Source organism: Microbacterium sp. 2216-1 (assembly GCF_046507855.1).
GTDB classification, from domain to species: domain Bacteria; phylum Actinomycetota; class Actinomycetes; order Actinomycetales; family Microbacteriaceae; genus Microbacterium; species Microbacterium esteraromaticum_C.
Map to the genome: position 1 here is coordinate 1,567,490 of NZ_JBKFTM010000001.1, position 15,010 is coordinate 1,582,499.

General features: G+C 66.5%; 14 protein-coding genes. 2 read left to right on the forward strand and 12 right to left on the reverse strand.

The features are described 5' to 3' along the window. Nucleotides 1-17: 17 nt before the first annotated feature. The 5 genes from ACLD0U_RS07310 to ACLD0U_RS07330 all read right to left on the reverse strand — a co-directional run bounded on the left by ACLD0U_RS07310 (nt 18) and on the right by ACLD0U_RS07330 (nt 4,524). Nucleotides 18-1,457 (reverse strand): hypothetical protein, encoded by a 1,440-nt coding sequence (locus ACLD0U_RS07310; RefSeq protein ID WP_410340191.1) that lies wholly within the window; start codon nt 1,455-1,457, stop codon nt 18-20. A gap of 67 nt (nt 1,458-1,524) precedes the next feature. Further along, the gene (locus ACLD0U_RS07315) at nt 1,525-2,112 is read right to left on the reverse strand and encodes a recombinase family protein (RefSeq protein ID WP_410340192.1); all 588 of its coding nucleotides are present in this window, start codon (nt 2,110-2,112) and stop codon (nt 1,525-1,527) included. Nucleotides 2,113-2,706: 594 nt separating this feature from the next. Next, on the reverse strand, nt 2,707-2,970 hold the full coding sequence (locus ACLD0U_RS07320) for a hypothetical protein (protein ID WP_410340193.1): 264 nt from the start codon (nt 2,968-2,970) through the stop codon (nt 2,707-2,709). 439 nt (nt 2,971-3,409) lie between these two features. Continuing rightward, nucleotides 3,410-3,700 carry a hypothetical protein gene (locus tag ACLD0U_RS07325; protein WP_410340194.1) on the reverse strand — a complete coding sequence of 97 codons (291 nt, stop codon included), beginning with the start codon at nt 3,698-3,700 and terminating at the stop codon, nt 3,410-3,412. A gap of 542 nt (nt 3,701-4,242) precedes the next feature. Further along, the gene (locus ACLD0U_RS07330; protein ID WP_410340195.1) at nt 4,243-4,524 is read right to left on the reverse strand and encodes a hypothetical protein; all 282 of its coding nucleotides are present in this window, start codon (nt 4,522-4,524) and stop codon (nt 4,243-4,245) included. 213 nt (nt 4,525-4,737) lie between these two features. Here ACLD0U_RS07330 and ACLD0U_RS07335 point away from each other — a divergent pair, with 213 nt between their 5' ends. Then, entirely contained in the window at nt 4,738-5,349 is a 612-nt protein-coding gene (locus ACLD0U_RS07335; RefSeq protein WP_206549629.1) for a vitamin K epoxide reductase family protein, read from the forward strand. 75 nt (nt 5,350-5,424) lie between these two features. Here ACLD0U_RS07335 and ndk read toward each other — a convergent pair whose 3' ends face one another. From ndk to ileS, 4 genes are read right to left on the reverse strand one after another with little or no spacing between them, the layout of a single operon-like run. Then, a complete protein-coding gene (ndk, locus tag ACLD0U_RS07340) occupies nt 5,425-5,838 on the reverse strand; it encodes a nucleoside-diphosphate kinase (protein ID WP_179410596.1) in 414 nt (137 codons plus the stop codon). Nucleotide 5,839: 1 nt separating this feature from the next. Continuing rightward, nucleotides 5,840-6,238 (reverse strand): DUF4233 domain-containing protein, encoded by a 399-nt coding sequence (locus tag ACLD0U_RS07345; protein WP_224817970.1) that lies wholly within the window; start codon nt 6,236-6,238, stop codon nt 5,840-5,842. After that, nucleotides 6,235-7,587 (reverse strand): bifunctional folylpolyglutamate synthase/dihydrofolate synthase, encoded by a 1,353-nt coding sequence (locus ACLD0U_RS07350; protein ID WP_410340196.1) that lies wholly within the window; start codon nt 7,585-7,587, stop codon nt 6,235-6,237. Before ACLD0U_RS07350 ends, ACLD0U_RS07345 begins: the two co-directional genes overlap by 4 nt. Continuing rightward, entirely contained in the window at nt 7,584-10,955 is a 3,372-nt protein-coding gene (ileS, locus tag ACLD0U_RS07355; protein WP_410340197.1) for an isoleucine--tRNA ligase, read from the reverse strand. The genes ACLD0U_RS07350 and ileS overlap by 4 nt, the downstream gene beginning before the upstream one ends. 279 nt (nt 10,956-11,234) lie before the next feature. On the opposite strand from ileS, the gene ACLD0U_RS07360 reads away from it, so the two are divergent. After that, on the forward strand, nt 11,235-11,885 hold the full coding sequence (locus ACLD0U_RS07360) for a pentapeptide repeat-containing protein (protein WP_410340198.1): 651 nt from the start codon (nt 11,235-11,237) through the stop codon (nt 11,883-11,885). 79 nt (nt 11,886-11,964) lie between these two features. Here ACLD0U_RS07360 and ACLD0U_RS07365 read toward each other — a convergent pair whose 3' ends face one another. From ACLD0U_RS07365 to ACLD0U_RS07375, 3 genes are read right to left on the reverse strand one after another with little or no spacing between them, the layout of a single operon-like run. Continuing rightward, nucleotides 11,965-12,906, reverse strand: coding sequence for an ArsA family ATPase (locus tag ACLD0U_RS07365; RefSeq protein ID WP_410340199.1), 942 nt, complete (start codon nt 12,904-12,906; stop codon nt 11,965-11,967). Nucleotides 12,907-12,923: 17 nt separating this feature from the next. Continuing rightward, complete coding sequence (locus ACLD0U_RS07370) at nt 12,924-13,199, reverse strand: cory-CC-star protein (RefSeq protein WP_206551173.1); 276 nt, start codon at nt 13,197-13,199, stop codon at nt 12,924-12,926. 12 nt (nt 13,200-13,211) lie between these two features. Further along, entirely contained in the window at nt 13,212-14,939 is a 1,728-nt protein-coding gene (locus ACLD0U_RS07375) for a carbon starvation protein A (protein WP_206820307.1), read from the reverse strand. Nucleotides 14,940-15,010 lie beyond the last annotated feature (71 nt).

A 15,010-nucleotide genomic window follows, 5' to 3' on the forward strand; every position in this document is an offset into this window, starting at 1 on the left:
TGGCCAGCCCGCCTCCGTTACGCTTGCGCGGGCTCAATGGGCGGCTCAGCGTTCGACGCGATGAAACCAAGGATCGGCTCGACCTCATCCCACTTCTTAGTTAGCGTCGCCCAGTCGGGGAAGGCCGAGCCGTGGGCGATGAGGCCCAGGTAGAAGGCGCTGTAGACGTAGGTCTGATTCGAGACCTGCCCCTTCAGAAGGCCAAGCGCTCCCGCCTCAGCTTTGGTGAGGTGGATCGCACCGCTCTTCTTTTCCTTCTCGATGTGGGTCAGCACGTTGTGAACCAGAAGGTGCAGCTTGTCGTTCTGTCCAATCTGTGTGCCACGAGTCTCTAGATACTTGACGGTGACGGACTCCAGGAACACTCGCACGATCAGCGCCGCGGCCAACGGGCTGAACCGGCGAACCGACTTCAGCTCCGCAAGGATTCGCTTCAGGCGCTCATCGCGAAGGCTCGGCGCGAACGCTTCCGGCACAAGTTTCAGGCGCTTGTCGGGGTGAGTCCCGCTGCCGGACGTTGAACTCCCCTCGGAGTCGTCCGCTCCGTCGTCGGCGGACGGTTCGTCTGATGCCGCGTCATCGCCGTTGTCGGCAGTCTTCTCGCCAGATCCCGCGGACGGCTCTGTGTCGTCCGCGCTCTCCTCGGCGTCATCGGGAGTCGGGCCGACCGGCTCCGTGATGTTCACGAGGTTCTCTTGCGCGTATTTCGCGCGATCAGCGCTGTTCGTTCGGGATGTCGCTCCGTTTGCCCGGGCGACGATGTCACTGAGGAGGCGTTGCAGGCGGAGATCGAAGAGCGACTGGGTGCCCAAGATCTTGAACTCGGGTTCGGAGGCGCTTGTCGTGATTCCGAGACCGTGCTTACGAACGAACGGGTTGGAGATGAAACGGGTGATCGTGGTCAGGATGTCCGTGGATTGCGCCTTGGTGAGCATCCCGTGGCTCTGTCCGTACTCCAGGAGAGCGAGGGCAAGGGCGTTGCCGGTTCGGTCACCGTAGCGCCTGGCCAGTTGAACGGGGTTCCATGGCTTCGGGCCATTGCCGTTGCCGGGACCGGCGTGTTTCCGGTCGATCCAGACGTCCGCTTCGTCCTCGTCATCGAAGACAGTCAGTTCGATGACGATCTCGTCGGGGTCGAGATCGCGGCTCAGGCGTTCGAAGATCTTGCGTTCTTTGGGCGGAGCCAGGGTCGGGTCATGCAAGAGGATAAGCGCGCAGAGGCGACGGTTGCCCTCCAAGATGACGTAGCCGCCCTCAGGGGCTGCGATTGCTCCAAACATGTCCAGCGGGCTCAGACCGACTTTGGCGATGTCGCGGGCGAGCCCGAGGACGCTTTCCTTGTCGACCAGGTAGCGGATGATGTCACGCCTAGACATGCCCGGTTCGTGACGCGGGTTATCCGGGTCCAGATCCAGATCCGCAAGGTCCGCCCAGTCGATAGTTACCCGCTCCGGCATGTCTCCCCCTCGCATTCAAGCCATTTCCGGAATCCTATCCATACGCATGGGAGCGTGACCAGCGCCACTAATCGGCGAGGGCGCGGTAGACGCTCGCGCGCGAGATCTCTTCCTTCTTCACGATGCGGTCAATCGTCCAGCCCGGTGCTCGGAGAGCCCGCACAACGGCCACCTTCTCGGGGCGCAGGGCGGTCTTGGGGCGGGGCTTCCGTTCGCCCTTCGCGGCAAGTGCTGCGCGGCCATCGGCTGCGCGTTCCTTGATGTTCTCGCGCTCCCATTCTGCGATGGACAGCATGATCTTGCGCAGGAGCTTGCCGGTGATGCCTTCGAACTGCTCGCCGGGCTTCAGGCTGCGTACATGGATGCCCGCTTCTTCCAACTCTTCGGACGTTTGGAGTGTGCCAAGCACTGTGCGGCCCAGGCAGTCGCGCGAGGAGACGACGACCGTGTCGCCGGGACGCGCAACACGGAGGAGAGCGGTCAGCCCGGGGCGGTCCATCGTCTTGCCGCTGAGCTTGTCCTCGTAGATTCGATCCTCGCGGATACCCTCGTCGTGCAGCGCCTTGGTCTGCCGTTCATACGACTGCTGCACGGAGGACACCCGCCGGTATTCCCAGGTGTAGCCGGTGGATAGTGTCTCGCTACTGGTCGCCATGACACAAGCGTCACTAGCTACTGCATTTGTGACGCAATAGATGAGATTCATCTCAGATGCTGTGTTTGCTCGTCCCGTTGAAACACAATCGAGGGGGCTCGGCACTGTCTCACCTAGTTGCTAAGTGAGACGTATCTCAGAGGTGCGCCAGGGCGACGTACTCCAGGGCGCGTACTGGCGTCCGAACCTGCACCGGAAGCTGTCCAGCACGGCGAGCTGGACAGAGTCGGACATCCAGATGCTGGGTCCTCGTGACGTCCGGAGCCCTCGCGCCAAGCATCGAACCGTGATCCGCTCCACCACACACCCGCGGCGGTCTCTGCGTAGCGGTAATGGCAACCTGGCACGTCATCCGGGGGCGCGTAGTCTTCGACAGCGAAGGTGAGCACCGGGCGACCGTCGATCCACTCCCGCCCCGTGACGACGAGATCCGCGGGCACCGGGCCGACGCTGCGCAGGGCATCAAGCAGATCCGGCGTCGGGGTCTCGCGTGCGTGCTTCACCGCGAGCACGGCATCCACCACAGCGTCACGGCCAAGAGGTCGAGCATCGGCGGAGACCAAGCGCCTGCCGATGGGGATCAACGTCATGTGGTCACCGCTTCCTGTGGACGAACACCACGACGTCGTGGTCGCACCTGAGGCTTGACGCGCTGATCTCATTTCTGGAATTGGGGATCTGGTCCAAGATGTCCTCGGCGATCTCGCCGCGGCCCATGTCGTGCAGCTCGGCGGCGATGGTCTCGACAATGTTGCGCTCGCCGCGTCGGGCGGAGAGGTAGACGGCACCGGAGATGGCTGCGAAGGCGTCGCGGAGTTCGATGTCGGCCTCGCTGGTCTCCCCGTGTGCGGAGAGCATCACCAGCGCCCTCAGCTCGGCGTCTCCAGCCTTCAGAACGGCTGCACGGCTCCAGCCTCCTCGGCCTCCAGAGAGGCCGTGCGGGCTCGTGTGGCGATGTCGCTGGCCCTGTCCAACACGGTGGTTGTGTCCAGGCCGGTGACGCGCTCCACGGCTCCCTGGGTCTGTGCGGGGAGGTGGCGCGCGCGGACGTGGAAGCGGATCGAGTCGCGCCCGAGTGCCCACGTCTGACGAGAAATGCGGGAAATGCTCCGGCCGGAGGCGAGCTGCGTCTCCAGCCGGGTGCGGGCTTCGGAGCTGAGTACGCACACTCCACAGCGATGCCCCCGTCGAACGGGTGCTGGGGTGATCTCTGCGGCCATATCCAAAGTATCAACACATCTCTGAGATGCGTTTTCTGGCGACCTCCGGCAACCTCGGGTCTTGATGTCGATTCGCGCTAACGCTGAGATCCAGAAACGACCGCTTCAGCCTCACGGATGAGAATCAGGAGCTGGTTCTTGGTGCGGTCCCGGAAGGCATCCTTGCCCACGCCCTTGACGCCTGCCTTCCGGCAGAATCGCACGGCTGCTTGTCGGCGACGTTCATGCTCTGCCAGATCTCGCCCACGCTGCTGATGCTCACGCTCGATGCTGCGCCTGCGCTGCCACATGGCTGCGGAGGCCTTCTCGGCTTCAAGCCGGTCCGCGGCGAGAGCCGCGAACTCGGCGGTCCAGTCGATTTCAGCCATGACGGGTCTCCAGAAGAGGGCATAGTGCGCGCTCGGTTCGTTTCACTCACCGGGACGCGCGCATGCCGGGTTCCAGCGCTTGTCCCTCAGACCATGAGTGAGAGGCCACGACGAGTAGCCCGCATCCAGGATGGAGACGTGGCGAGTTGTGGCCCGGCACCGACTTCGCGACGGCCAGCTCGTCTTGGGATGTCTGACACTGGCGTCCGGCCTGGGTACTACACCGGGATCTCGGGGACCTCGCCGGATGGTCACTGATGCCACCGGCTTGTCGATGACATCGCACGTCAGAGCGGAGCCCATGTGCAAGCTCTGCCGCGGATCGGGCGTAGTGTGCACAATTCCCTTTGTGCGATGCGTCAATAAGTGCTGAGTACGCACTAGCGGCTGATTCTGGAAATAGTGAAGCGCCCTCCTCAGAGTTCAGTGACAAACCGATGACCGAGGAGGGCGCTGCATCCAGGTTAGCGCACGACGGGCAGAAGATATCTCTGCCGAACTGGGATTATTTAGCCCACGTCGGGCGCTAACCACGCTGGCACTCACTGGAGCGTGACGACCACCGCCGCGACTGCGGCACCCAGCGAGGCCACCGCGACGATGAGCGAGCTAATCGAGATCCACTTCGAGAAGCGCTGAGCCGCATCCGCGGAGGCCTGTGCTGCCTTCGCCAGTTCGAGCTGAGCCTCCATCGCTTCCACGAGGTTGGCCATGCGCTGGTCAGTGGACTCCGCGGCATCAGCAGCTCGCGCGGATTCCCGGCGATGAGCGTTCCGTTGCTGTGCGTCGTACATCGCCTGAGTCAGCGGAGGTGTGTATCCCATGAGCTGACAGTACTGGTGGACCGTGAGGTGGGCCGTGATCTACGTCCACCTTGCTACTGTTGGCCTGAGAGTTCCGCTGAATCTCAGAAATAGCGGGACGATTCAGGCCGATCCGTCTCTATCGCACTACGTGGGCTCGCACGTCGCACCCCGGTTCACGGCGCGCGTCGCGCCTCGCCGCGGGTACATAGGAGACGCTGGGATAATCGCGGCATGACCACGCAGCGTCCCCGCTATCTCGGATACGGAATCTGGCTCATCGTCGCGGCTGTCCTGGGGTGGTGGGCCGCATTTCAGCTCACCGTCGAGAAGCTCTTCCTGCTCGAGAATCCCGGTGAGCAGACCAGCTGCTATGTCAGCGTCATGCTGCAGTGCGACAAGAACCTCAGCTCGTGGCAGGGAGAGGTGTTCGGCTTCTCGAACCCGATCATCGGCCTCACCGGGTGGATGGCCGTGCTGGTCATGGGCGTCGCCGTCATCGCTGGCATCCGCTTCCCCCGCTGGTTCTGGGCACTGTTCGGTGCCGGTGTCACCGGCGCCGTCGTGTTCGTCGGCTGGTTGATCTACCAGAGCATCTACAACCTCTCGGTGCTCTGCCCCTGGTGCATGGCGACCTGGGCGGTCACCATCCCGACCTTCCTCGCGACCGTGGTGCATCTGCTGCGCAACGGCACGCTCACCCGCAACGCGCAGACGCGAGCTCTCGCCGAGCGCTTGATGGCCTGGGTTCCGCTGATGACCATCGTCGCCTATGCGATCGTCATCGCGATGGCGCAGCTGGCCGGCCTCGACCTGCTCGGCGAGGTCGTGGGAATGCTGTTCTGACCCGGGCCGACTGAGCCGCCCCCGGGCACGAAGAAGGGGACGTCCCGCAGGACGTCCCCTTCTTCGTGTTCTGCGTCAGAACCAGATGCTGAGCTCGCGAGCCGCCGATTCGGGGCTGTCGGAACCGTGCACGAGGTTCTGCTGCACGGCCAGGCCCCAGTCGCGGCCGAGGTCGCCGCGGATCGTGCCGGGAGCGGCCGTGGTCGGGTCGGTGGTGCCGGCGAGCGAACGGAAGCCCTCGATGACGCGGTTGCCGGCGAGACGGATCGCCACCGACGGACCCGACATCATGAACTCCATAAGCGGCTCGTAGAACGGCTTGCCCTCATGCTCGGCGTAGTGAGCGGCGAGCCGGTCACGGTCGGGCTCGACGAGTCGCAGGTCGACGAGCGCGTAGCCCTTCGCCTCGATGCGCGCGAGGATCTCTCCCGTCAGGCCGCGGGCGACGCCGTCGGGCTTGACGAGGACGAGGGTTTCTTCAGTGGCCATGTCATTCGCTCTCTGTGTGAGGTTCTGCCGGCGGGCCCGACGGACGCTGTCGGTCGATGCGGGCCCCACCGATCGTCGCATACCCCCACATGCCGCCGAAAATCAGAGCGACCACGACGATCGCCGGTACCAGCAGGCCTGCGAGGGCGATGACGACCTGCAGCGCCCAGCCTGCCGGGATCGCCCAGGGGCGCGTGATGGCGCCGGCGACCACGATCAGCGCCACGGCCACGATGAAGCCGCCGGCGATGCCCCACCACTGCGGGATGTCACCGGGCACTGCGCGCAGACCGAATACTGTGAGCCCTGCCAGGATGACGACGATGGCCTCGGAGCCGAGCACGATCGCGCCGAGCTTCTGCACAAGGGTGCGCGGCGGCCGCGCCTGACGTGCGCTCACGCCCGCCACCCCGACTTCCAGTCCTCTTCCTCGGACAGCAGCAACGCCTCACCGGCCAGCACGATGGATCCGGCGATCACGACCGCGCGGCGCTCCGACGACGCCGCCCACTCGCGCGCGGCATCCGCGGCATCCGCCAGAGTCGCATGCACGGTGGCGCGACGCCCCCGTGCCTCGACCAGGTCGGCGATGGCGTCGCCCTCCTCAGCGCGCGCCGACTCGGGTGCAGTCGCGAACACCTCGGCGACGGCCGGCAGCAGCCGGTCGATGATGCCTCCGGCATCCTTGTCGTCGAGAACACCGAGCACCAGGCCCCACTCGTCGAAGTCGAAGCTGTCGTCCAGCGACTGCGCGAGCGCGGCCGCACCGTGCGGGTTGTGCGCAGCATCCACGACCACGGTCGGCGCGATGCCCACCAGCTGCAGGCGCCCGGGCGAAGTAGCCGCTTGCAGGCCGTCGGTGAGGATCTCACCGGGAATGGCGCGCTCCGCGCCGCCGATCAGCGACTCCACCGCAGCGACAGCCAGCGCGGCGTTGTGCCCCTGGTGTGCGCCGTACTGCGGCAGGTACTCATCGACGTACTCACCGGCGATGCCCTTGATCGTCAGCAGCTGCCCGCCGACGGCGAGCTTCTGCGCCGCGAGACCGAACTCCTGGCCGTCGAAGGCGATGCTCGCCTGACGTTCGGCGGCGACCCGCCTCAGCACCTCGGCGGCCTCGGAGGGCTGCGCGGCCGAGACGACCGCGGCGCCATCCTTGATGATGCCCGCCTTCACCTCGGCGATCTCGGCGATGGTCGCGCCGAGACGATCGGCGTGATCGAGGTCGATCGGCGTGAACACGGCGACATCACCATCCGCGGTGTTCGTCGAGTCCCATGACCCGCCCATGCCGACTTCCAGCACCAGCACATCGACAGGGGCATCCGATGCCGCCACGAATGCCAGCACCGTGAGCAGTTCGAAGAACGTCAGCGGCTCTTCGCCGCCCGTCTGCAGTTCGGCGTCGACGATCCCGATGAAAGGCTCGATCTCGTCCCAGGCATCGGCGATCGCGGCGTCGGCGATCGGCTCGCCGTCGATCATGATGCGTTCCGTGAACCGCTTCAGGTGCGGGCTGGTGAACAGGCCGGTGCGCAGGCCGTGCGAACGCAGCAGGCTCTCGATCATGCGCGCCGTGGACGTCTTGCCGTTCGTGCCGGTGATGTGCACCACCCGGTACGTGCGCTGCGGGTCATCGAGCAACGTCAGGATGCGCTCGACACGCTCCTTGCGCGGCTGCACCCAGCGCTCCCCCGCCCGGCTCAGCAGCGCCTCGTAGACAGCATCCGCTCGTTGCGTGTCGCTCATGCGTCCTCCTCGGAGACGGTGCGGTCGATCGTGACGACGATCGGCGACTTCGCCGAGCCGAGCGCGCGTGCTCCGCTGCGGAAGACGCCGTCGCCGGAGCTCTCGACGTCGTCGACGAGCTGGTCGATGTCTTCGGTCGCCTGCACCGCGAATCCGACCGCCAGAGTCTCAGCGGCGATCAGCGCGGCGTGCGCCTGGAGCGCGGCAGCGTCGGCCGGGGCGACGTTCAGAGCGAGCGCGATGCGATCGCTGACGTCGAGGCCGGCGTTCTTGCGCGCCTCCTGCACGACCCGGATCGCGTCACGTGCAAGCCCCTCGGCCTCCAGCTCGGGCGTCGTCACGGTGTCGAGCAGCATGAACCCCCCGCCGGGGACGATCGCCAGGGCCTCGCCCTCGGGGCGTCCGGAGGTCTCCAGCGCCAGCTCGTACTCGGCGGGCTCCAGCGCGATGCCGTCGACGGTGACCACGCCGTCCTGCTCGGTCCAGAAGCCGTCCTTCGCGGCGCGGATGATCCGTTGCACCTCCTTGCCCAGGCGCGGGCCGGCGACGCGGGCGTTCACGCTGAGGCGGTGGCTGATGCCGTACTCGCCGGCAGTGCCCTCTTGCTGTGCGACCAGCTCGACGGCCTTGACGTTGAGCTCTTCGCGCAGGATGCCCTCGAACTGCGCCAGATCAGCGGCCAGCGGCGAGACGACGGTCAACCGTGCGAGGGGCAGGCGCACACGCAGCTTCTCGCGCTTGCGCAGGGCGTTGCCCACGCTCGACAGCTCGCGGACGGCATCCATCGCGTCACGCACATCATCCGCGGCGGGGAACGCGTCGGCGTCGGGCCAGTCGGTCAGGTGCACGCTGCGCCCGCCCGTCAGACCCTGCCAGATGCGCTCGCTGATCAGCGGGACCATCGGGGCCGCGACGCGGGTGAGGGTCTCGAGCACGGTGTAGAGCGTGTCGAAGGCCTCGCGGCTGGCCGGATCGTCGTTCACCCCCTCCCAGAACCGATCGCGCGAACGACGGATGTACCAGTTGGTGAGCACCTCGACGAACTCGCGCAGCCGCGCCGCGGCCGTGGTCGAATCGAGCCCTTCCAGATCGGCCCGCACCTCGCTCACCAGATCACCGAGACGCGCCAGGATGTACCGGTCGAGCACGTCGGTCGAATCGGTGCGCCACGAGGCCTCGTAGCCGCCCGACGCGTTGGCGTAGGTCGCGAAGAAGTACCACGAGCTCCACAGCGGCAGCAGGAACTCGCGCACGCCCGCTCGGATGCCCTCCTCGGTGACGGCCAGGTTGCCTCCGCGCAGCACCGAGCTCGACATCAGGAACCAGCGCATGGCGTCCGACCCGTCCCGGTCGAGCACCTCGCTGACGTCCGGGTAGTTGCGCAGCGACTTCGACATCTTGTACCCGTCGTTGCCGAGCACGATGCCGTGGCAGCTCACACCGGTGAAGGCGGGACGCTCGAACAGCGCGGTCGAGAGCACGTGCATGACGTAGAACCAGCCGCGAGTCTGTCCGATGTACTCGACGATGAAGTCGGCCGGCGCGTGTGCGTCGAACCAGTCCTGGTTCTCGAACGGGTAGTGCACCTGCGCGAACGGCATCGAGCCCGAGTCGAACCACACGTCGAAGACGTCCTCGATGCGGCGCATCGTGCTCTTGCCGGTGGGGTCGTCGGGGTTCGGCCGCGTCAGGTCGTCGATGTACGGCCGGTGCAGGTCGACCTCGCCGTTCGGACCGGTCGGAAGCGCGCCGAAGTCGCGCTCCAGCTCTTCCAGAGACCCGTAGACGTCGACGCGCGGGTACTCGGGGTCATCGCTCTTCCATACCGGGATGGGCGAGCCCCAGTACCGGTTGCGACTGATCGACCAGTCGCGCGCGCCCTCGAGCCACTTGCCGAACTGACCGTGCTTGACGTTCTCGGGCACCCAGGTGATCTGCTCGTTGTTCGCCAGCAGGTCGTCCTTGATGTCGGTCACGCGGATGAACCAGCTCGAGACCGCCTTGTAGATGAGGGGGTTGCGGCAGCGCCAGCAGTGCGGGTACGAGTGCTCGTAGCTCTGCAGACGCAGCAGGCGCCCGGCGGCACGGATCAGGCGAACCAGTGGGGTGTTGGCGTCCATCCACAGCTCACCGGCGACGTCGGTGACGCTGGACAGGAAGCGCCCGCCGTCGTCGAGCGAGATGATCGTGGGGATGCCGGCGGCGTTCGCCACGCGCTGGTCATCCTCACCGTACGCCGGAGCCTGGTGCACGATTCCGGTACCGTCCGACACGGTGACGTAGTCGTCCACCAGCAGGCGCCACGCGCTCTCGGTACCCCAGGTCTCGGCATCCGCGTAGTAATCGAACAGGCGGTCGTAGGTGACGTCCTGCAACGCCGCTCCGAGATGCGCTGCCTCGATCGCGGCGTGCGCCTCGTCGGCCGACTCGTACCCGAGGTCCTTGGCGTAGCCGCCGAGCAGCTCGCGCGCGATCAGGTAGCGGTGCGCCGCGCTCTCGGCGACGTCGTCGCCCGGCACGATGTCGGCAGCACCCTGAGGGCCGGCCGGCACGACGACGTACTCGATGTCGGGGCCGACGGCGAGCGCGAGGTTGGTGGGCAGAGTCCAGGGCGTTGTCGTCCAGGCGAGCGCGCGCACTCCGGTGAGCCCGAGCGATTCGGCCTTGGCGCCGGTGAGCGGGAATGTCGCGGTCACCGATGGATCCTGGCGCATCTGGTACACGTCGTCGTCCATGCGCAGTTCGTGGGCGCTCAGCGGCGTCTCATCACGCCAGCAGTACGGCAGCACGCGGTAGCCCTCATAGGCGAGGTTCTTGTCGTAGAGCGTCTTGAACGCCCACAGCACGCTCTCCATGTAGCCGAGGTCGAGCGTCTTGTACCCACGCTCGAAGTCGACCCAGCGCGCCTGACGGGTGACGTAGTCCTGCCACTCGTGCGTGTAGGCGAGCACAGAATCACGGGCCTTGGCGTTGAAGACATCGATGCCCATCGCCTCGATCTCGCTCTTCTCGGTGATGCCGAGCTGCTTCATCGCCTCGAGCTCGGCGGGCAGGCCATGGGTGTCCCACCCGAAGACGCGGTCGACCTTCTTGCCGAGCATGGTCTGGAAGCGCGGGAACAGGTCTTTGGCGTAGCCCGTCAGCAGGTGGCCGTAGTGGGGCAGTCCGTTCGCGAACGGCGGGCCGTCGTAGAAGACCCACTCGTCGGCGCCCTCGCGCTGCTCAATCGAGGCGCGGAAGGTGTCATCGGACTTCCAGAAGTCGAGCACGTCGCGCTCGATCTCGGGGAAGCGCGGGCTCGGAGTGACGGCGGCCGGGCCGAAGGAGCTCTGCGCTCCAGAGGCGGCGGAGGTGCGCGGGTAGGTCATGTCATCTCGCAGGGATCGTGTCGGATGCTGCTGCGAGGACGACCCGCGCTGTCGCGCGAACCGCGGTACCACCTCACGTGCTCGCACGCGGACGCGCGAACCACTCTCACTGCGGCGATGACGGGCCTGCCCCGCTCGGTTCTACTGACTTCGGTCGCGTTGCTGGTCGAAGCGTTCTTCCGAGAGCTCCCCGGTGATGGCCGGATCTGCGCTGGTGCGCCCATTCTACGTCGTTCCGGCGGTGCACACCATGTCGCCGGTCCGGCATAGGGTCGGCCCATGGCATCCCGCACTCCCGCCCCGAAGCCCCCCGTCGTATCCGCCCCCGATCTGCCGCGTCAGCTGGCCGATGCCGCCCCTGCCCCACGTGCGGACATCGTTGCCGCGCGCATCACTCTGCAGGACACCACGGACCTCACCCACGCCACCGTCGAGCAGTGCATCATCGAGGGGCAGGCGACAGACGTCGACATGCGCTGGAGCACGATGTTCGACGTCGAGCTCGCAGACATCCGCGTCGCAGCACTCCAGGCCAGGGCGTTGAACGGCCGCCGTATCCGCATCGTCGGCGGCCGGATCGGCACTCTTGACCTCACCGACGCTCGCTTGTCTGAGATCGAGCTGCGCGACGTGCGGATCGACTACCTCAATCTCGGGGCCGCCCGGGTCGACCATCTGCAGGTCACAGGCTGCAGCATCACAACACTCGACGTGCCGCAGGCCGTGCTGTCGCGCGTCGCGTTCGAGAACACCCGATCCGATGAGGTCGACCCCCGTGACATGCGCGCCACCGATGTCGATCTGCGCGGCCTCGACGCACTCTCGTACATCGACGTGACGTCCCTGCGCGGCGCGACCCTCGACGGGCACCAGGTGCAGATGCTCGCGCCCGCACTGGCCGCGGCGGCCGGCATCCGCGTTCTCGACTGACCACGGCAGGCCCTCTCAGACGGGGCGGCCCGCTGCCAGCAGCTCGACCGCGAACGGCACCGACAGACCCGCGAGCGCGTCAGCCGGCGGCCTCGAGCAGATCGGCGATCCGCGCCAGTGAATCCGCTCCGGTCAACTCGCCCGCGACGAGAGGCACCTCGAGAAGGGCCACGCTGGGCACCCGGTCGCGAACGCGGGCAAGGTGCACGTCCTCACCGCGGCGTCGAATGCGCAACAGCTCGCCGGCGTCGGCTGGCGAGCGCCGGTTGGCGATCAGCGCCGTCACCTCGACGTGCATCGCACGCAGGCTGTCTACGACCTCGAGCGTCTCGGCGACCGGAAGCGTCTCAGCGGTGAACACGACGACGAATCCCGCGCGCTCCGGGTCGGCGATCGCCTTCTGCAACGCGTCGAAGCGGTCCCGTCGCCGCTGCAGGGTGCGCCGCAACTCTGCCTGCGCGTCGGCCTGCGGGTCGCTGCGCCCGGTGAGACCGCGCATCGCCGCCGAGAAACGTTCTGAACGATCCCGGTTGCGCAGCAGCGTCTCGGTCCATCCCGCCAGCTGCCCGGGCAGCGCCAGCAGACGCAGAGTGTGCCCGGACGGCGCGGTGTCGAAGATCACGGCGTCATAGTCGGTGCGCCCGAGTTCTGACAGCTCGGCGATGCGCTCCAGCACCGCCGCTTCATGACTGCCCGGAGCTTCACGGGCCCGGTCGAGATGTGCCCGCGCAGCGCCGTGCTGCTGCTCGGGCAGAAGCTGCAGCATCGTCTGTTCGACAGCGGCCAGATGACGCGCGATCATCGCGTGCGGATCGATCTCCACACCGTGCAGCTCGCCCGACTCGAACACAGCCAGCTGCGCCGGGGCATCGCCCACCTCGCGCTCCCACAGGTGCCCGAGGTTGTGGGCGGGGTCTGTCGACACCACCAGCACGCGCTCCCCCGCACGTGCCCTGGCCAAGCCGAGCGCCGAGGCCAGCGAAGTCTTGCCCACACCCCCCTTGCCGCCGATGAACAGCATCCGACGGCGGAGTCCTTCTAGCAACATGCCACGTGGTCCAGAGGTGATCGGGGCATGCCCATGCGGCGGTGCCAGTCGTGGAAGTCCGTCGCGAGCAAGGGCATCAGCTCAGCGCTGTAGTACGCGGCGGGATCGGGTACGCCCAGAGCCTCACCGAGCACGATGAGGGCGAACAGGTCGTCCTCATCCCTCTGCTCACGGGCAAGGGTCTGCCGGTAGGGGCCCGCGTAGTACTCCGCGAGCCCCTCCCGGAAGGCGGCCCAGCGCTGTCGCCAGCGCCGGGCCGCGCTCACATCCGACACGGATCAGACCTCTTCACGCACCGCCTGGAGTTGGGCGTCCTCGTCCTCATCCTCGGCGGGCCCGGTGGCTGCACGTCGCATGGCGAGCACCGCTTCGATGGCGACCCACACGCTCGCGGCGATGATGATGACATCCAAGGTGAACAACAGCCAGTCCGGGTCGGTCGGCGAGGCGAACGCGGTGAGCTGCTGGATCGCCGCCCAGAACGACAACCCGAACACCAGTACCAGCGGAATCAATGCCGGCAGCGGGTTTCGACGCTTGCGCAGCAGCATGACCGCGACGATCGACAGGGTGAGGGATGCCATCAGCTGGTTGGTCGTACCAAAGAGCGGCCAGATGCGCAGACCGCCGTCGCCGCCGAGGCCCTGCGAGAAGGTCAGACCGAGCCCCACGGCCACGACGATGAGAGTCGCCGGCACCTTGGTGATGCGCACCTTCATCGAGTCGCCGATCTCTTGCACGACGAAGCGCAGCAGTCGCATTCCGGTGTCCATGGTGGTCGCTGCGAACAATACGGCCATGGTGGCCAGCACCGTCGCGCTGAGCGACACCGGCAGCCCGAGCCCGGCGTTCATGATCGCGCCGCCGCCGTTGACGAACGCGGTGACACCGCCGGCACCGAAGGAGCTGTACACCTCTTCCCATTCCGCAACCGTGCGGAACCCGGCGATCACGGCCAGAATCGTACCGAGCGAGAGCAGACCCTCACCGACGGCGCCGAAGTAGCCGACGAAGCGTGCATCGGTCTCCTTGTCGAGCTGCTTCGACGTGGTTCCCGACGAGACCATGCCGTGGAAGCCCGAGATCGCGCCGCAGGCGATGGTCACGAACAACAGCGGCACCATGCTCGGTGTCCCTTCGGGAACGGCCGTGTTGATCGCGGGGGCCACGATCTGTAGCCCGTCGGCAGAGAAGAGTGTCGCGATGAGCACCGAGCCGAACAACAGACCGAGTCCGATGAACAGCTGCACGCCGTTGATGTAGTCACGCGGCTGCAGCAGCACCCACACCGGCAGCAGCGAGGCGATCGCCCCATAGACGAACAGCGCGACGATCCAGAACGTCGCCGGCCCCATGCCGAGGAAGTCATCCGGAAGTACGACGGGCATGCTGTCGCCGAGCACGATCAGACCGTACAACGCGCTGACGCCGACGATGGTGACCCACAGCAGCGGCCAGCGCAGCCGGTACACCGCGACACCCACCAGCAGCGCCACGACGATCGCGCCCCACACGGGGATGACCGCGGTCGGCGTGCTGATCAGCAGGTTCTTGATCACGACGGCGAACGCGGCGATGACCATCAACAGCAGCAGGAAGATGACGACCAGGAACAGGCTCGCCCCGCGCTTGCCGATGTACCGTGCCGACAGGGCACCGATCGACCGGCCCTTGTTGCGGTTCGACGCCCAGAGCGCGCCGAGGTCGTGCATACCGGCGAAGAAAACCGTTCCGATGGTGACCCACAGGAAGGCCGGCACCCACCCCCAGATCACCGCGATGGCCGGCCCGACAATGGGCGCCGCACCCGCCACAGAGGTGAAGTGGTGTCCCCAGAGGATGAACTTGTTCGTCGGAACATAGTCGACGCCGTCATTGAGTTCATGCGCGGGAGTCTTGAATGATGGGTCGAGTCGATACACCCGGTTGGCCAGATACCGTGAGTAGAAGAAGTATCCGCAGGCGAAGACCGCGAGCCCGATCGTCATCAGAAGAACGGGAGACATGGTTGATGCTTCCTTTCCGGCGGTGACCTCGGCGTCACCATTGCCCCAAAGGTAGCAAAGCTGGGAGGTCG